12 protein-coding genes are annotated in these 17401 nt (G+C 66.6%); 7 read left to right on the top strand and 5 right to left on the bottom strand.

Features of this window, described 5'->3' with window-relative positions; translation table 11 throughout:
- Window positions 1-38 precede the first annotated feature (38 nt).
- The 3 genes from JOY50_RS10125 to JOY50_RS10115 all read right to left on the bottom strand — a co-directional run bounded on the left by JOY50_RS10125 (window position 39) and on the right by JOY50_RS10115 (window position 4979).
- Window positions 39-1889: an ABC transporter ATP-binding protein gene (locus JOY50_RS10125; protein ID WP_243055152.1), complete on the bottom strand. Its 1851-nt coding sequence runs from the start codon at window positions 1887-1889 to the stop codon at window positions 39-41.
- Window positions 1882-3657 carry an ABC transporter ATP-binding protein gene (locus tag JOY50_RS10120; RefSeq protein WP_243055151.1) on the bottom strand — a complete coding sequence of 592 codons (1776 nt, stop codon included), beginning with the start codon at window positions 3655-3657 and terminating at the stop codon, window positions 1882-1884. Before JOY50_RS10120 ends, JOY50_RS10125 begins: the two co-directional genes overlap by 8 nt.
- Window positions 3658-3746: 89 nt before the next feature.
- Window positions 3747-4979, bottom strand: coding sequence for an acyl-CoA dehydrogenase family protein (locus JOY50_RS10115; protein WP_243055150.1), 1233 nt, complete (start codon window positions 4977-4979; stop codon window positions 3747-3749).
- A 314-nt stretch (window positions 4980-5293) separates the two neighbouring features.
- Between JOY50_RS10115 and JOY50_RS10110 the strand changes: the two genes are divergently transcribed.
- The 7 genes from JOY50_RS10110 to JOY50_RS10080 all read left to right on the top strand — a co-directional run bounded on the left by JOY50_RS10110 (window position 5294) and on the right by JOY50_RS10080 (window position 13708).
- A complete protein-coding gene (locus JOY50_RS10110; protein ID WP_243055149.1) occupies window positions 5294-6355 on the top strand; it encodes an ABC transporter substrate-binding protein in 1062 nt (353 codons plus the stop codon).
- Between the two features lie 18 nt (window positions 6356-6373).
- On the top strand, window positions 6374-7105 hold the full coding sequence (locus JOY50_RS10105) for a class II aldolase/adducin family protein (RefSeq protein ID WP_243055148.1): 732 nt from the start codon (window positions 6374-6376) through the stop codon (window positions 7103-7105).
- A 163-nt stretch (window positions 7106-7268) separates the two neighbouring features.
- A complete protein-coding gene (locus tag JOY50_RS10100) occupies window positions 7269-8456 on the top strand; it encodes an LLM class flavin-dependent oxidoreductase (RefSeq protein ID WP_243055147.1) in 1188 nt (395 codons plus the stop codon).
- Between the two features lie 10 nt (window positions 8457-8466).
- Window positions 8467-10041, top strand: a complete 1575-nt coding sequence (locus JOY50_RS10095; protein WP_243055146.1) for an ABC transporter substrate-binding protein — start codon at window positions 8467-8469, stop codon at window positions 10039-10041.
- Window positions 10034-11110, top strand: coding sequence for an ABC transporter permease (locus JOY50_RS10090; RefSeq protein ID WP_243055145.1), 1077 nt, complete (start codon window positions 10034-10036; stop codon window positions 11108-11110). The genes JOY50_RS10095 and JOY50_RS10090 overlap by 8 nt, the downstream gene beginning before the upstream one ends.
- Window positions 11103-11930 (top strand): ABC transporter permease, encoded by an 828-nt coding sequence (locus tag JOY50_RS10085; protein WP_132839754.1) that lies wholly within the window; start codon window positions 11103-11105, stop codon window positions 11928-11930. Before JOY50_RS10090 ends, JOY50_RS10085 begins: the two co-directional genes overlap by 8 nt.
- Window positions 11927-13708 carry an ABC transporter ATP-binding protein gene (locus JOY50_RS10080; RefSeq protein ID WP_243055144.1) on the top strand — a complete coding sequence of 594 codons (1782 nt, stop codon included), beginning with the start codon at window positions 11927-11929 and terminating at the stop codon, window positions 13706-13708. The genes JOY50_RS10085 and JOY50_RS10080 overlap by 4 nt, the downstream gene beginning before the upstream one ends.
- Before the next feature lie 163 nt (window positions 13709-13871).
- Here JOY50_RS10080 and JOY50_RS10075 read toward each other — a convergent pair whose 3' ends face one another.
- Window positions 13872-14960 carry an LLM class flavin-dependent oxidoreductase gene (locus JOY50_RS10075; protein ID WP_132839760.1) on the bottom strand — a complete coding sequence of 363 codons (1089 nt, stop codon included), beginning with the start codon at window positions 14958-14960 and terminating at the stop codon, window positions 13872-13874.
- Window positions 14961-14988: 28 nt separating this feature from the next.
- Window positions 14989-17401: TonB-dependent siderophore receptor (locus JOY50_RS10070; protein WP_243055143.1), on the bottom strand; the 2413-nt coding region annotated here is incomplete at its 5' end.

Here is a 17401-nt window from a genome sequence, read left to right as displayed (position 1 = left end):
CCTGTGGGAGCGGGTTTACCCGCGAAGAGGCCGGCAAGTCAGACTTCGATCTCCTCGGTTACAACCTCTCCAGCACTGCGCAGGTACGCGTCGTACAGCGCCGCATACGCCCCACTACGACCGATCAACTCGCCATGCGGCCCTTGCTCCACCACCTTTCCGTGCCGGACCACGGCAATCCGGTCGGCATCGCGAATGGTCGCCAGGCGGTGGGCGATGATGATCGCAGTCCGCCCCTGGCACAGCCTGCGCAGCGCGCGCTGGATACGTCGCTCGGTGTGCACGTCCACTGCCGAGGTGGCTTCGTCCAGCACTAGCACCGCCGGGTCGGCCAGGTAGGCCCGCACCAGGCACACCAGCTGGCGCTGGCCATGGCTCAGGTGTGCGCCCAGCGGGCCGACTTCGGTGTGGTAGCGCTGCGGCAGGCGCTCCAGTACCTCGTCGGCACCCAGCTCACGGGCGGCGCCCATCAACTGCGCATCGTCTGCGTGGGGCGCGGCCAGGCGCAGGTTGTCGAGGATGCTGCCACTGAACAGCACGTTGTCCTGCAGCACCACGCCCACGTTGCGCCGCAGGTCGTGCTGGGCCAGCGCACGCAGGTCGATGCCGTCCAGCTTCACGGCGCCGCGCTGCACTTCGTAGAAGCGCGTCAGTAACTGCACCAGGGTGCTCTTGCCATGCCCGGAGGGGCCGACGATGGCCAGCACTTCACCGGCGCGGATATGCAGGTCGAGCCCGTCGATCACCGGGCGCGAGCTGTTAGGGGTATAGGCAAAGCCGACCGCGTCGAAGTCCACCTGGCCGCGCGCCCGGGTCAGGGCGTGTGGCGCTGGCGGGTCGAGCACTTGTGGGCGGGTGTCGAGCAGCAGGAAAATGCGCTGGGCCGAAGCGCTGCCGGTGGCGTAGCGCTCGAACAGGTCTGACAGCTCTTGCAGCGGCCCAAGGAACAGGAACACGTAGAACAGGCTCTCGGCCACCTGGCCCACGCTGACCTTGCCCTCGGCCAGGCCATGAGCACCCACCAGCAACAGTACGGCCATGCCGGCGGTGCTGAGCAATGCGGTAAATGGGGCGAACCAGCCGGCGCGCAGGCTGCCGCGGATCAGCGCCTGGTTGAAGTCCTCCAGCAGGCGCCGGTAGCGTGCCTGGTTGGTCTGCTCTTGCCCGCATTGCTGGATCAGCCGCACCCCGCTCACACTCTCCACCAAGTGGGCGGTGAAGCGGCTGCGCTGCTCGGCCACCTTGGCCCAGTTGCGTTGCGACACGCGCTTGAAGCGCCAGGTGGCCACGGCCAACAACGGCACTGTGGCAGCCAGGCTGTAGAAAAAGCTGGGCTCGATACGCCACAGCATTACCGCTGCCAGGCCGCAGCGCAGCAGGGCGCCGAGTAGCTCGGGCGGCCCTTGCACCAGCAATGGCTCCAGCGCATCCACGTCACGGTCGGCACGGGAAATGATGCGCCCGGCGCGGGTCTGGTCGAAGTAGCTCACCGACAGCGCCTGCACATGGGCGAACACGTTCACCCGCAGGGCGTTGAGCACGCCGATCGCCGCGCGCCCGGCGATAAACTGCGATACCCCCGCCAGCAGAAAGCGCCCCAGCCAGCTCGCTGCCAACCCCAGGCCCAGCCACAGCACCAGGCGCTCGTCGAGCAGCCAGTGGTCGGCGCTGGGCACCAGGCCTTTGTCCAGCAGTTCACGCACGAACCACGGGCGCAGGAACACGGTAAATACCAGCAGCAGCTCGATGCCGATCACGGCAAGGATCTGCCCGCGAATGGGCTGCAACAGCGGCAGCAAGCGGTGGAACATGCCCCGGTCCAGCGCCTGGCGGGCCAAGCGCTGCTCGATGTCGATATCGCTGGCGGGGGTGTGCTGCGCATCAGTCATGGTCGATCCCCAGCAAGTCGCGGTAATGGGCGTTGTTCGTGCACAGCTCGGCATGGCTGCCGTTGGCAGTGATGCGGCCGTTTTCCAGCATCAGCACGCGGTCGGCCAGCAGCAGGGTGGAGAGGCGACTGGTGATCAGCAGCAAGGTCGGGCCTTGGCCGCTGGCGCTGTGCAGGCGCCGGATGTTGTGCAGCACCTGGCGTTCGCCCAGGGCATCCAGGGCGCTGGTGGCGTCGTCCAGGCAGAGGATGTCGGGTGCACCGAGCAGCGCCCGGGCCAGGCACAGGCGCTGGCGCTGGCCGCCGGACAGGGTCACGCCGCGGTCGCCCAGCGGGGTGTCCAGGCCGTGGGGCAGGCGCTCCAGCACATCCTCGGCGGCGGCCAGGCGCAATGCTTCACGCAACTGGGCGTCGCTGGCCTGCGGTGCGGCCATGCGCAGGTTGGCGGCCAGGCTGTCGGAGAACAGAAAGCTTTCCTGCGGCAGCACTTGCACGCGGCGGCGCAGGTCGGCCAGGTCGAGGTCGCTCACGTTGTGCCAACCGGCAGTGTCGCTACCGACCTGCACGCTGCCGTGCTGTGCATCGGCCAAACGTGGCAGAAGGCTGGCCAGCAGGCTTTTGCCGGTGCCGGTGGCGCCGACCAACGCCACCACTTCACCGGGCAGCAGGGTTAGCGAGCAGCCCTGCAGGACAGGCCGGCCAGCCTCTGCCGCACTGACCTGCACCTGGTCAAGCTTCAGCCCCAACGGCCCCGCAGGCAGGGTGGCATGGCCGCCGACAATGGCCGGGCGTTCGTCCAGCAGTTGCCAGATGCGTTCGGCGCTGGCGCGGGCATCGGCGAAGGTCTGCATTACCCGGCCTATGCCTTCGATGCGGAACACCAGCGTGGTGGCCACCAGCAGCGAAGTGACCAGCTCGCCGATGCCCAGCGCGCCGGCTGCCACGCGATGGGCGCCGTACACCAGGATCCACACATGCCCCAGCGCCACCACCGCCTGCGGCAGCGGAATGCGCGAACTGGCGTAGGCCAGGGCGGCGCGGGCATGGCCGGTGAACACCTCCACCTGCCGGGCGAAGCGGGCAATGCGCTGCTGTTCCAGGCCAAAGGCCTTGATCACCCGCACGCCACCGATGCCTTCGGCGAGGTCCTGGCTGACCTGGTCATAGGCGGCGCCCACGGCGCGGTCGAGGGTGACCAGGCGATCGGTCTGCACCACGAACAGCCATAGCCCGGCGCCGGTCAGCAGCAGTGGCACCAGCCCCAGCAGCGGGTCGTACCAACTCAGCAGGCCCACCGCGACGATCACCACCAGCGGGGTTTCGATGATCTGCCGCCAGAAGGTGATCAGCGCGTCGCGCACTTTGTCGGCATCGCGGGTGGTGCGGGTGACCAGTTCGCCCATGCCGTGCTGCCAGTGGTAGCCCAGGTGCAGGCGCTGCACCTGGCTGAGGATGCGTTCCCGCAGGCGCGTGAGCAGGGCCTGGCTGAGCACCAGCGACAGCACGGCGGCGGCGTATTGCAGCAGGCCGCGGCCCAGGGCGATGGCCAGCAGCAGCCACAACCAGTGCCAGGCCACGCTGGCGTCCAGGCTGCCGTCGGCCAGGCGCAGCACGGCGCGGCCGGCGCTGACATCATCGACCGCATGGCCGATCAGCCACTGTTGCCAGGCCAGGCCGAGGTTGCCGGCGATGTACAAGGCAGTGACCAGAGCAAAGCGCCAAGGCATTTCGCGGTAGATGGCCAATGCCCGAAGAAGCGGGTGGTTCATGTAAATGCTCGATCCGAATGCGACCCCGCCCTTGTAGGAGCGGCCTTGTGTCGCGATAGGGGCGCAAAGCGCCCCCTCCCAAACCCGGCTCAGCGGCGGGTAGCGCCCTGGCTCTCCTTGGCATTGAGCACCGCCGTGTACTCCCCCGGGTCGGCCCCGTTCAGGTAGTAGTTGCCCACGTTGTGCAGCCGCCAGCGGATCGGGTCGTGGGTGGTGTGTACCCGGGCATTGCGCCAGAAACGGTCGAGGTTCCACTTGCTCAGCGAAGCGCTGGCCCCCAGCAACGAGAACAGGTCGCTGGAAATCTTCAGCGATGCCGCATCGGAATGCGCACGGGCGGTAGCTACCGACAAGATCAGCTCATCCTGCAACGTCTTGTTCTCCGGGTCGCGCTCGTGTTCGTCGAACACCCGCGCCGCTTCGCGCAGCACCGACTCGGCGCCGCGCAGCGCCACGGCATACTCACCGATCTGGCGAATGACATGCGGCTCGTCACTGGCGCGCTCGACGCCGCTCTCCACCCAGGCCCGGGCATGCTCGCGCAGGTACTCGACAGCGGCCTGCAAGGCGCCAGCGGCGATGCCGGTGTCGATGGCGGCGTGGAGGATCTGCGGGAAGGTCAGGCCAGTGCGCTTCATCGGCCCGGCACGGCGGGTCAGGTAGCGCTCGTCGAGCACGATGTTGTCAAAATTTACCGTACCGCTTACCGAGTTCTGCTGGCCGAAGGCTTGCCAGTCATCGATCAGGGTCAGCCCGGGAGTGTCGCGATGCAGCAGCACGCCGACGCCGCCGTCTTCGCTGGCGGCGGTCAGCGAGATCCACTCGGCCAGGTAGGAGCCTGTGGAGTAGAACTTGCTGCCGTTGAGTACCCACTGGCCATCGGCGCGGCGCTCGACGCGGGTCTTGAGGGCGAATTTGTTCTTGCCGCCGACTTCGGCCAGGGCGTTGCCGAAGCGCTTGCCAGCGAGCACGTCGGCAATCAGCCGGTCGCGTACTTCATCGGGGTAGCCGGTAAAAATGCCGCGCAGCATCACGTTGTGAATTTGCAGCAACTGGCCGACACCGCCGTCGGCAGTGGAGACCAGGCGCACGGTTTCGACCACGGTCTGTACCGAGGCACCGAGGCCGCCGAACTGGGCGGGCACAGCAATGGCGGTCAGGCCGCTGCTGGACAACAGCTCGGCCTGGCGGTGGGGGAGTTGGCCGTTGTTGCGCGGGTCGGCGGCCAGTTCGGCGATTTGCGCGGCGACCTGGCGGGCGGTTTCGATGGCTTCGGTTTCGCTGGTGAGGCGGCGGGCAGGGGAGGGTTCTATGGCACTCATGGTGGGGTCTCGAATTGTCTGAAGGGCCAGTGCGCCTGTTTCGCGGGCTTGCCCGCTCCCACAGAGGCTGCGGTCCCAACATCCTGAGCAATATCTTTGCCACCCCTCCTCAGACCGCATCCTGCGCGGCTTTCACAGCATTTTGCTGCCTCAGCAGCAGTCATGTTGCTGATCTGGCAGCACCCCGCCCGCAATCCTGCTCCCAGCCAAGCACTCAACCATCTGGCGAAACAACCAAACCCAGGTAAATCAAGGCCTCCAGCGGTTGGCACGCACACTGCAATGGTGCTTGCACGACGCCCAAGGAGCCCCCCATGACCTTCGCAACCCCCACAGCAAAACGTTTGGCAGACGACCCCTCCGCCCTGGAACGCATCTGGTTCACCCGCTGCCCGGTGCCCACCGCCTCAGGCCTGGCCTACAAGCTCGGCTGGCTTGAGCAAGAGTTCGCCGCCGATGGCTTGCCTGTCTCGACCCTGCAGGAGGCCCGTCAGCTTGGCCATCACCACTACGATCACCAGCTGCCTGGGCTGTTTCGCGAAGGCGGGAATGTGCCGGCGCTGGCAGCACGTGCGGCCGGCTCGCCCAGCCGGCTGATCGGCCTGACCTGGATCGAGGAATGGCAAACCATCCTGGTCCGCCCGGATTCCGGCATCCGCAGCGCCGCCGACCTGCACGGCAAACGCCTGGCGCTGCCGGCCTGGGGCGACAGCCGGCCGGGCAGCATTGCCCGGGCCATGAGCCTTCACGGTTACAAAGGCGCCCTGGCCTCGGCAGGCCTGCACCTGGATGACGTGCAACTGGTGGAAGTGGCCCTGCTCGACCAGGCCAGTGCCGCCACCCCGGAGCTGGGCTTGCAGCGGCTATGGTCGGGGCTGGAATACCTGGCGCGCGGTGAAGTCGATGCCGTGTACGTGAAGGGCGCGGCAGCAGCCGACGCCGCACGCCGGCTGGGCCTGGTGGTCGGCGTCGACCTCGACCTGCTGCCCGACCCACGCCACCGCATCAACAACGGCACCCCGCGGCCGATTACCGTGCATCAACGCCTGCTCGACAACCATTTCGACCTGGTGGTGCGCTTCCTTGCCCAGACCTTGCGTGCCGCCGAGTGGGCAGCCGGCAACCGCGACGCGCTCAACCGCATTCTCGAAGAAGAAACCCGCGCGGGCAGCCAGGGCGTGGCCGAGGCCTACCGCGGTGACTTCCACACCACGCTGGCGCCGGACCTGTCCGCACAGCGGCTGGCCTTCCTCGGCACACAAAAAGACTTCCTGTACCTGCACGGTTTCCTCGAAGCCGATTTCGACATCGCCGACTGGGTCGACCCGCGGCCTCTGCAAGCTGCCCATGAACTGCTGGCCCAACGCCGCCCCTGACCTGACTGGAGATTGAACATGACCGTACTGATCAACGAACGCCCCGTCACTGCCGAACTGCAAGCCTTCATCGACCAGGTAGTGGCCGAAGCCGAAGCGGCCTTCAGCGTATTTCGCGAAACCAACACCATCACCGCCAATGGCACGGTCGGCTTCATCGAGCGAGTGCCGGGTGAAGAGCTGCTGGTGTCGGTGAACTACGGCGGGCCGTGGAACCACCGCAAGCCGCTGCAGGCCACCGTCACCGACTTTGCCGGCAACGTCATCGTCGGCAAGGGCAAAGGCGGCCTTGGGCGTTATACCAAGCTGTTCCAGACCCACGCCGATGTCACCACCGTGTCGCACGTGCACAGCCCGTACCTGGGTGCCTGGGCGCAAACCCACCGCACCTTGCCGTTCCACTACGTGCCGGTGCAGCGCTACCAACTGGCCCGCGAGCTGCCGGTATACATCGACCGGCGCCAGGCCGAGGTGGACTTTATCCTCGACAAAATCGCCGAGAACCCGTTCAACCTGGCCATTCTGGAAGCCAACGGCGGCTCCACGGTGTGGGGCAAGCAGGGGCTGCGGGCCACGGCGGAGTTCATCCTGTTGCTGGAGGAGGGCGCGCAGATCCAGTTGCTGGCCGATGCCCTGGGCGGGTCGCGGCCTTACGGGCCGGGGGTGTTGACCCAGCAGTGGAAGATGAGCGGGTTGTACGACCGTGCGACCGAACTGGGCTTGGTGCCAGGCATCGATCGGCGCAACTGATGCGATCGCTGGGGGCGCTTTGCGCCCCTGTCGCGACACAAGGCCGCTCCCACAAGGGCCTGCGTACGCCGACCAATGTGGGAGCGGCCTTGCGTCGCGATAGGGCTGCGCAGCAGCCCCAGAGGCCTGCCCTCAAACACCTCATCTGAAAAGGACCCAGCCCATGGCAGTAAAAATCCTCTGGTACCTCACCACCCCCGACGGCCCCTATCCCTGGGAGCCCGAAGGCCGCTGGCACACCGATTTCGAACACCTCAAGCAACTGGCCATCGCCGCCGACCGCCTGGGCTACTACGGCTCGCTGCTCGGCTCCAGCCCCAACGAAAGCCTGGCCGTGTCGGCAGCGCTTATCGACGCCACCAAGCGCCTGCGCTTTCTGGTCGCCCAGCACCCGGGCGAGTTGTCGCCAGCGGTGTTGGCCAAATGGGCGCTCACCTTTGACCAGTTCTCCAACGGCCGCCTGCTGTTCAACGTGGTCAACGGCAATGACGCCGGCCTGGCCACATTGGGCGTGCATTACCCGCACGACGAACGCTACGACTTCAGCCTGGAATACTGGCGCGCCTTCCAAAGCTTCTACGCGGGCGAAACGGCGGGTTACGACGGCCGCTACGTCAAGCTGTCACCCCGTTCGCCCGCCGCAGCCCATCACCCGCTGGGTGGTTGGCACCCACCCAAGCAAAAGCCCGGCATCCCGCTGTGGGGCGCCGGTACTTCCGCACCGGGCGTAGCCCATTCGGTGCAGTTGCTGGACGTGTACCTGAGCTTCGCCGACACCCCGCAAAAGCTTGGCGACAAGTTCCGCCGGGTGGCGGCCGAGGCGGCGAAGATCGGCCGTGAGCTGACCTACGGCACCCGCCTGCAAGTGATCGTGCGCGAAACCGAGGAAGAGGCCTGGGCCCATGCAGAGCGCCTGTTGCAGCGCACCTCGCTGGCCACCGCGCGCGCGGCCATCGAACGCCAGTTGCCTGCCGGGCAAGCCTTCGACAGCTACGTCAGCGACGACCCGCGCATCCAGCGCAACCTGGACAGCATCCGCGCCGGGCGCCTGCCCACGGCCCGCGAGCTGGAAATCTACCCCAACGTCTGGCTGGGCCCCAGCCTGTTCGGTTTCAACATCCTCGGCCCTGCAGCCGGCACTTACCTGGTCGGCAGCGCCGAACAGGTCGCCGAGCGCATCCGTGAATACGAGGCCCAGGGCACGTCGGCATTCATCCTGTCAGGCTTCCCGCTGATCGATGAGGCGCACCGGGTGGCAGACCTGCTGTTCCCGCTGCTTGACCTGGACCATGGCTTCGAGGTGCCGCGCCTGGGCGCAGTCAGCAAGCCCGGCGTGGCGCAACCGGCGTAAGGAGAGGGTGATGAGCGAGCTGTTTTCGCGCCGGGTGTTTCTCGGCAACAGCCTGGCCGTTGGCGGCAGCCTGCTGATCGGCGGCGGGCTGCTCAGTGGCTGCGACAGCGGCGTGCCGGCAGCCGCCAGTGCGGCGCTGCCGGGCACGCCGTTGCGCGGTGGGCGCTTGCGGGTGGGCATTATCGATGGCGACCAGGCCGGCAACCTTGATGCGCACAAGCCGGTGGGTGGCGGCATCATCCGTGGCTGGGCGCTTTACGCCAAGTTCTGGGAATGGAACGCCGACGTCAGCACACGCCTGGCACTGGCCGAGTTCGCCGAGCCGAATGCCGACGCCAGTGCCTGGACCATCCGCCTCAAGCCTGGGCTGGAGTTTCACCACGGCAAAAGCATCACCGCCGACGACATGCTGTTTTCCATCCTGCGCCTGACCGACCCGCAACTGGCCTCGCCCTTCGCCGGGCTGGTCGGCGCTATCGATCGGCAGGCCCTGCGCAAGCTGGACGAGCGCACTGTCGAAATACGTTTCAAACAGGGGCAAAGCTTCTACCCGCTGGACGAAACGTTGATCAGCTTCGGCGGCATCGTGCCCACCGACTACCACCCCGTGACCAACCCGGTCGGTGCCGGGCCGTATCGGCTGAAAAGCTTCATACCTGGCCAGCGCTCGCTCTATACCCGTTTTGAAAACTACTACAAGCCTAACCGCCCCTATGCGGACGAGCTGGAAATCATCGAGTTCAAGGACCAGGTGTCGCGAGCCGCAGCGCTGCGCGCCGGTCAGATCGACGTGGCCAGTGGCGTGCAGGCCGAGCACAGCGCGTTGCTCAAGGCCGACCCACGGCTGCGCCTGTATGCCTCACCGAGCACCTCGTTCACCGGCTTTAACCTGAACCTGGCCAAGGCGCCGTTCCAGGACGTACGGGTACGCCAGGCATTTCGCCTGCTGGCCGACCGCCAGGAACTGGTGGCACGCGGGCTCAATGGCTTTGGACGGGTGGCCAACGATCTGTATTCGCCCCACGACCCCACCTACAACCACGCCATTGCCCAGCGCCCATACGACCTGGACCAGGCCCGCTCGCTGCTGCGCCAGGCGGGGCAGGACGATTTGCGTGTGGAACTGACCACCACGCCAGGGCCTGGCGTCAACGCCGCGCTGGTGTTTGCCCAGCAGGCCCTGAAGGCCGGGGTGCAGGTGAAGGTCAATCAAGTGGACGGCTCGGTCTTCAACGGCCCGCAACGCGAGCAATGGCAGCTGTCACCGGGGTCGACCCCGGCGCGCGGCTTTCTTGCCTCGGCGCTGCACAACGATGCGCCGCAGGCCATCTACAACCGCAGCAACTTCCACGACCCGCGCTTTACCGAACTGTTCCAGCAGGCCCTGGCCCAGCCCGACCTGGCGCGGCGCACGGCCTTGGTGCATGAAGCCCAGGCCATCCAGCATGAACGTGGCGGGTTGCTGATCTGGGGCTTTTCCGACGTGCTCGATGCGGCGTCGTCCAAGGTCGGCGGGCTTGCCCCGGAACAGACCACCTTCGCCTCCTGGCGCTTTGACGAACTCTGGTTGAACCCCAATGCCTGATCCTCGACACACGCCCCGCACGCCGGCCTGGCTGGCCTGGTTCATCGGCCGCCTCGGTTACGGGTTGCTCACGGCCTGGGTGATCAGCCTGGTGGTGTTCATCGCCACCCAGGCGCTGCCTTCGGACCCTGCGCGGGTGATTCTCGGCCCGGATGCGCCGCTGGAAAGCATCCTCACCCTGCAACGGCAACTGGGCCTCGACCAGCCGATCCTGGTGCAGTACCTGCGTTGGCTGGGCGCAGCATTGCGCGGGGACCTGGGTACTTCGCTGGACTCACAGGTACCGGTGGCGCAGCTGCTGTTCGGTCGCATGGGCCATACCCTGGCACTGCTGGTGGGGGTGTTGGCGCTGGTGGTGCCGGTGGCCCTGCTGCTGGGGGTGAGCCTGGCCCTGCGGCGTGACAGCCGGCTGGACCGCTGGGGCCTGTCGGCGCTGATTCTGCTCAAGGCCACGCCGGGCTTTTTGCTGGCCATCGGCCTGGTGCTGCTGTTCTCCATGCCGGGCATGGGCTGGCTGCCGGCGGTGTCGATCCTCGACCCGCAGTTGCCGTTGTGGCGGCAGTGGCCGTCGCTGGTGCTGCCGGTGCTGGCCCTGAGCCTGACGGCGCTGCCGTACCTCACGCGCATGGTGCGGGCCTCGATGATCGAGGCGCTGGAGTCCGAGTATGTGATCGCCGCGCGCCTGCGGGGTGTCCCCGAGCGGCGCATCGTCTGGCGGCACACGTTGCCCAATGCCCTGACCCCGGCGATTCAGGGCGTGGCACTGACCCTGCGCACACTGGTCGGCGGCGCGCTGCTGGCCGAGGTGATCTTCAGCTACCCGGGCATCGGCACAGCATTGAACGCGGCGATCCAGATGCGCGACCTGCCGATGATCCAGGGCGTGGTGCTGGTCATTACCCTGGCGGTGGTGCTGATCAACCTGCTGGCCGACCTGCTGACCGTATTGCTCACCCCCAAGCTGCGCACGGCGCGCCGGGTGCGGATGATCCGCCGTATCCGGCGCGGCATCCGCCCCTGGTGGCGACGTGCACGCAGCACCCCTGCCCAGGAGGCGACCCATGATTGAATCCCGTTGGCTGGCCGACCCCCAGGTGCGGCGTGGCGCTGTGATCACCTTGCTGGTGGCGCTGCTGGCCGCTTTCGGCCCCTGGCTGGCACCTCATGCGCCCACGGCAATGGTCGGGCCGGTGTACGGCCCCCCGGCTGCCGGGGCACCGCTGGGGCACGATTTTCTGGGCCACGACCTGCTCTCGCGGTTGCTCAGCGGTGGCCTGTCGGTGCTGTGGATGTCGGTGGCAGCAGCCACCCTCGCATTGCTGGTTGGCGGCAGCCTGGGCCTGTTGGCCGGTTTCTCGCGCAGGCGCCTGGACCAGGCGATCAGCTGGGCGGCGGACGTATCGCTGGCGTTCCCGGACCTGATCCTGGTGCTGCTGATCGTGTCCATGCTCGGCCGCGCACCGTGGCTGATCGTGCTGACCGTGGCCATCGCCTTTACCCCGGGGGTTGTCCGCCTGGCCCGTGGCAGTGCCGTGGCGGTGGCCGGGCAGGAGTACGTCGAGGCGGCGCAGATGATGGGGTACCCGCGGTGGCGCATCCTCTTTCATGAAATCCTGCCGAACATCCTCACGCCGCTGTTGGTGCATTTCGGCAACATGCTGACCTGGGCGGTGGGCATGCTGTCCGGCTTGAGTTTTCTGGGCTACGGGGTGGCACCGCCGGCGGCGGACTGGGGTTTGATGATCAACGAAAACCAGGCCGGCCTGCTGGTGCAGCCCTGGGCCGTGCTGGCACCTGCATTGCTGATCGGGGTGTTTGCCTATGGCACCAACATCCTGGCCGAAGGGATTGGCCGGGCCAGTGCAAGGATTGGGGAGAAGCAGCCATGAGCGCGCTGTTGAATGTGGCAAGTGAAGTGTTGCAGGTCAGCGACCTGCGGGTAGAGCTGGCCGGGCAGGTCGATGTGCTGGCCGAGGTGTCGTTCAGCCTTGCAGCAGGCGAAATTGTTGGCCTGGTGGGCGAGTCCGGCTCGGGCAAGACCACCCTGGCCACGGCGTTGCTGCGCCATGCCCGGCAGGGTGCGCGCATTGTGGGCGGGCAAGTGGTGGTGGCCGGGCAGTCGCTGCTCGAGCTCGAAGGCGAGGCCTTGCGCCTGGCCCGTGGCGGGCTGGTCGGCTACGTAGCCCAGGACCCGGCTACGGCGCTGAACCCGGCGTTGCGCCTGGGGGCCTTGCTGGGTGAAACCCTGTTGGCGCACCAGCCTGCGCTGTCGCGTGCGGCTGTGCGCCAGCGCATCGGCGAAACCCTGCTGGATGTGGGCCTGCCCGATGACGACGGCTTCCTGCGGCGGTTTGCGCATCAACTGTCTGGCGGGCAGCAACAGCGGGTGATGCTGGCGTTGGCGTTTGTCTTGCGGCCCCGGCTGATCGTACTCGACGAACCTACCACCGCACTGGACGTTACCACCCAGGCCCATGTCCTGCAGACCCTCAAGCGCCTGTGCCGTGACCAAGGTGTGGCGGCGCTGTACGTCACCCATGACCTGGCGGTGGTGCGTGACCTGGTCGACCGGGTGATGGTGATGTACGCCGGGCGGCTGGTGGAAGTGGCCGGGCGTGAGGCGTTGTTCCGCGCGCCGTCGCATCCCTACACCCGCGCTTTGCTCGCGGCCATTCCCGACATTGCCCGGCGCCAGCCGTTGCAGGCGATTGCCGGGCATGCACCGGCACCGGGGCAGCGCCCGGATGGTTGTGCGTTTACGCCGCGTTGCGGCAGGCGTCGTGCAGAGTGTTCAGTGATCGAGCCGTCGTTGCTGGCGCATGACGGCGGGCATCGGGTGGCTTGCCTGGTGCCGCACCGAGAGCCGCTGCCCATTGGTGAGGTGGCTGCCGAGGCCGCTGCTGCGCCGGGCGAAGCGGTGTTGCTGGAGGTCTGCGGGCTGGATGTCGCTTACGATCGCCAGGTGCTGTTCGATGTTTCCCTGCGGGTGGGCCAAGGGGAGTGCCTGGCGCTGGTGGGCGAGTCGGGTTCGGGCAAGACCAGCCTGGCCAGGGCCATTGCCGGGCTGGGCGAAAACGTTCAGGGGCAAATGAGCTACGCCGGCGAGCCTTTGGCGTTTGCCGCGCGCGCACGCGATGCCCGGCTGCGTCACCAGATCCAGTATGTGTTCCAGAACCCCTATCGGGCGTTGAACCCAAGGCAGACGATAGGGCAAACGCTCAGCGCGCCGTTGGCGCACTTTTTCGGGGTACGCGGTGGTGAAGCGCGCGAGCGGGTCGAGGCCGTGCTGGAGCGGGTGTCGCTGCCGGCGCGTGTGGCCGGTTTGTATCCGCATAGCTTGTCCGGTGGAGAACGCCAGCGTGTGGCGATTGCCCGGGCGTTGATCTGCGAGCCGAAGTTGCTGGTGTGTGACGAGATCACCTCGGCGCTGGATGTGTCGGTGCAGGCGTCGATACTGGCCTTGCTGCAGCGCCTGCAGGGGGAGGGGCTGACCTTGTTGTTCGTCACCCATGACCTTGGGGTGGTGCGGGCGATTGCCGACCGTGTGCTGGTGTTGCGCCAAGGGCGGGTGGTGGAGCAGGGTATTGCCGATCAGGTGCTGGGGCGACCGGTTGATGCTTATACCCGCACGCTGGTGGAGCATTCGCCCAGCCTTTCGACAGGCTGATTTCCTGCGTGTCGTGCTTTCTGTAGGAGCGGCCTTGTGTCGCGAAAGGGCTGCGTAGCAGCCCCAGGATTTCAGCGTCAACTGTTGGATTGCCGGGGCCGCTTTGCGGCCCTTTCGCGACACAAGGCCGCTCCTACAGTGATTGCGTGCACATGCTGCGTATTCACCCCACAAACCGGGCCTGGCGCCTCCGCACCTCCTCGCGCACCGCCGGAATCACCCAGCGCCCGTAGTCCACCGTGTCATACAGCGGGTCATAGCCCCGGTTGAGAAAGGTGGTCACCCCAAGGTCGACATAATCGAGCAGCGCCTGGGCCACGGTCTCCGGCGTGCCCACCAGCGCGGTGGTATCGCCATAGGCACCCACCGCAGTCGCGGTCGGCATCCACAACGCCCGATCATGTCGGTCGGCACGGGCGGCGGCGGCCAACAGGCGTTCAGAACCGGTGCCCTTGATGCGTTTCTGCCAAGGGCTGTCGGCCGCAAATTGCGGGTTGGCCTTGATCTGCGCGAGGATCTGTTCGGCACGCTGCCAGGCCTGCTCCTCGGTGGCACCCAGGATCAGCCGCACCGACAAGCTGACCCTTGGCGCCGCCACGCCTGCGGCGTTGGCGGCAGCCTTGAGTTTGCCGATCTGCTCGGCGACGCCGCTCAGCGGCTCACCCCACAGGGCATACAGATCCGCATGTTTGACGGCGATCTGGTAGGCGATGTCGGACGAGCCTCCGAAGGAAATCGGGATATGCGGCTGCTGCAGCGGCTTCACCGGTGAAAAGGCACCCTTGATGTTGAAGTAGCGGCCCTCGAAGTCGAACGGCTCCTCCGCCGTCCAGGTGCGACGGACAATCTCCAGGTATTCGTCGGCACGCCGGTAGCGCTCGGTCTTGTCCAGCAGGGTGTCCCCCTCCTGCGGCTCGGCGGTGATACCGGTGATTGCATGCAGGCGGATACGCCCGCCGCCGGTGGTGTGGTCGAGCGTGGCGAATGCCCGTGCGGCCACCGTCGGCGCGGCCAGGGCCGGGCGGTGGGCGATCATGAAACCCAGGCGCTCGGTGTGCGCGGCAGCATAGGCGGCTATCTGCAGGCTGTCGGCGCTACCAGGGCCGCTGGCGATCAGCACCCGGTCGAACCCGGCATGCTCGTGGGCGCGGGCGTGGTGACGGATGAACGGCAGATCGAAGTCCGGTGTGCGTACGCCACGGGTCTCGGACCACTGGCGGGGGAAAATCATGCCGACAAATTCAATGGACATGGCGAAGGCCTTTCAGGTTGAGGAGGAATCAGAATTGGTAATCGACCTGGGCCAGCAGCGTGCGGCCCGGCATCGGTTGCAAGAAGGTGTTGGTGGAGCCGGCCAGGCCGCTGACGAAATTCAGCTCGTCGGTAACGTTGAGCATGCGCACCGTCACGCCCCACTGCGGCTGGCGGTAGTACACGGCAAGGTCGAGGTTGTATTCGTCTGGCACTTTTACCGTCTTGCTCAGGTTCAGGTACCAACTGCTGGTCCACCAGCCGGAAAGCTCGACGCCAAACCCTGAGTCGAAGCGGTAGTCGACATACCCGCCGGCGTTGTATTCGGGGATCTGCACCGCATCGAACTTGCCGGACGGGCGCTGGTTCAGGCTGTTGTTGTCGCCGAATACGGTGCCGTTGTCGGGGATGAAGCCGGCCGAGGCGAACCCGGCCTGGCTGGTGAACTCGTTGTAGGCGCTGATGCGGCTGAGGTTGAGGCCGCCACGCAGGTGCTGGTCCTGGTAGCGCAGGGTCGCTTCCCAGCCTTTGACGATCAGCCGGGCAATGTTGTTGTTGCTGTCCGGCGACTGGTCGCGCGCCTGTTTGTAGGCAGCCAGGGTGAAGAACAGCTGGTCGGGCACAGCCTCCACTTTCAACCCGACCTCATGCAACACGCTCAGGCTCTCGAAGGCCAGCGGGTTGAGCTGGTTGGCCCCCGTGCCGCTGCCCCAGCCCAGGCCGTTGGTGAAGAAACCGGTATTCACCGCCAGCGAGCGGTCGAAGGTGTAATACAGCGTGCTGTTCTCGGTGGGTTTGAAATAGGGGCTGACCTGCACCGAGAACAGCCGGTAGTTGTCTGAGTCCTTGCGCGGGTTGCCACCGGGCAGCACAAAGGGGTTTTCGATACGCGCGTCGATCCAGCTGCGGCTGGCACCCACGTTCAAGCCCATGCGTTCGCCCAGGCGCAGGTTGTGCTGGCTGAACAGGGTCTTGGTGGTCCAGGTGCTGTCGGCGGTGTAGGGCGCCACCGATTCGGCATACAGGCCATGCCCGGCCGGGTACATGGCGGGCAGGTTGAGCCAGCCGTAGTAGTTGGAAAATTGCGGCACGCCGGGTTGGCCGATCCAGGCAGCGTTGCCACCGGCGGGGCTGCGGCCGCTCAGGCCGAGCAGGTCGCCGGGGTTCTTCAAGGTGGGGTCGAGGGTCAGGTCATAGGCGTTGATGGTGCTGCCGAAGCTGTTGTTGGCGGCGATCGACTCGTTGCGCTCGCGGCGGTAGATCAGCCCGGTGTTGCTGTCGTCGATCAGGGTCAGGTCGCCCAGCTGAAATTGGCCACGGGCGCGGAATTCGAAGCGGTTGTCGAAGATGTCGTCCTTGCCCTGTACCTGGAACGCCCCGACGGCATCGGTGGTGTCGGTGGAGTGCTGGTAGAAGGTGCTGTTGGCCAAGGTGATCGACGGGGTCAGGTCGCCTTCGACGCGCAGCTGCGTGGTAAAGCGCCGCGAACGGTTTTCGTCCTGCGCGCGCTGGCCGGTTTGTGACGATAAGGAGGTCAGGCCGTTGCCCGCCAGCGACGGGTCATAGACCCAGCCACGCAGGCTGCCGGGGTTGGCCTGGGTGTTGGGCGACGCGCCCTGGAGGCTGCCGTTGACCACCTGGTACTGGCCCTGGGCGTTGCGCTGGCGCTGCACCCAGCCCAGGACCTGGGCATCGGCAGCGCCGGAGGACAGCACTGGCGACCACAGGGCATTGCCGTTCTGGATGATCGGCGTGGCACGGCCGGCGGAGTACTTGCCGTGGTCGACCAGGTCCTGGGTGGCGCGGTTCCAGCCGTGGGTGATGTTGTAGTCGTAGTAGTCGTCGTAGGCGGCGTTCCAGTCCACCCGCAGGTTGTCGTTGCGCCAGGCGAGGGCGCCGTAGAAGGCGTCGAAGTTGTTCTCGACGTTGTCGTAGAAGTCTTCCTGGCGCTGGCGGGTGATGCTCACCCGGTAAGCCAGGTTGTCCGTCAGCGGGCCGGTGTTGTCGATGCTGAACTTGGTGGCATCGCGTGATTCGCCATCGGGGATCCAGCTGCCGATTTCGCCGCTGAGCTTGGTGCGGAAACGGTTGAAGTCGGGCTTCTTGCTCAGGTAGTTGACGTAGCCGCCACTGCCGCTGACCGAGCCGTAGGTCACCGACGAAGGCCCGGCGACGATGTCGGCGCCTTCGTAGGCATTGAAGTTGGCCGGGTGGCGCACCCCGTAGGCGCGCTGGCCATCCTGGAACACCTCGGTGTTCTGCCCGCGCATCTGCGGGGCAATACCGGCGTTCTGACCACCGCCGCGGGTGATGCCGGGGGCGTACTTGACCAGGTCGTCGGAGCTGCGGATCGGGTCGTTGGCCAGTTGTTCGGCGTTGATCTGGGTGACTGAGCGCGGGGTGTCCAGCACTTTGGCTTCGAGGCCGCCGTAGATCGAGGCG

Source organism: Pseudomonas sp. BP01 (assembly GCF_022760795.1).
In the GTDB taxonomy this organism is placed as follows: domain Bacteria; phylum Pseudomonadota; class Gammaproteobacteria; order Pseudomonadales; family Pseudomonadaceae; genus Aquipseudomonas; species Aquipseudomonas putida_Q.
This window is presented reverse-complemented; position numbering and strand designations above follow the sequence as displayed.

What these genes read in the sequence shown, in the direction of transcription:
- JOY50_RS10125 (WP_243055152.1), bottom strand. Translation starts at nt 1,889, where the DNA reads ATGACTGATGCGCAGCACACCCCCGCCAGCGATATCGACATCGAGCAG.
- JOY50_RS10120 (WP_243055151.1), bottom strand. Translation starts at nt 3,657, where the DNA reads ATGAACCACCCGCTTCTTCGGGCATTGGCCATCTACCGCGAAATGCCT.
- JOY50_RS10115 (WP_243055150.1), bottom strand. Translation starts at nt 4,979, where the DNA reads ATGAGTGCCATAGAACCCTCCCCTGCCCGCCGCCTCACCAGCGAAACC.
- JOY50_RS10110 (WP_243055149.1), top strand. Translation starts at nt 5,294, where the DNA reads ATGACCTTCGCAACCCCCACAGCAAAACGTTTGGCAGACGACCCCTCC.
- JOY50_RS10105 (WP_243055148.1), top strand. Translation starts at nt 6,374, where the DNA reads ATGACCGTACTGATCAACGAACGCCCCGTCACTGCCGAACTGCAAGCC.
- JOY50_RS10100 (WP_243055147.1), top strand. Translation starts at nt 7,269, where the DNA reads ATGGCAGTAAAAATCCTCTGGTACCTCACCACCCCCGACGGCCCCTAT.
- JOY50_RS10095 (WP_243055146.1), top strand. Translation starts at nt 8,467, where the DNA reads ATGAGCGAGCTGTTTTCGCGCCGGGTGTTTCTCGGCAACAGCCTGGCC.
- JOY50_RS10090 (WP_243055145.1), top strand. Translation starts at nt 10,034, where the DNA reads ATGCCTGATCCTCGACACACGCCCCGCACGCCGGCCTGGCTGGCCTGG.
- JOY50_RS10085 (WP_132839754.1), top strand. Translation starts at nt 11,103, where the DNA reads ATGATTGAATCCCGTTGGCTGGCCGACCCCCAGGTGCGGCGTGGCGCT.
- JOY50_RS10080 (WP_243055144.1), top strand. Translation starts at nt 11,927, where the DNA reads ATGAGCGCGCTGTTGAATGTGGCAAGTGAAGTGTTGCAGGTCAGCGAC.
- JOY50_RS10075 (WP_132839760.1), bottom strand. Translation starts at nt 14,960, where the DNA reads ATGTCCATTGAATTTGTCGGCATGATTTTCCCCCGCCAGTGGTCCGAG.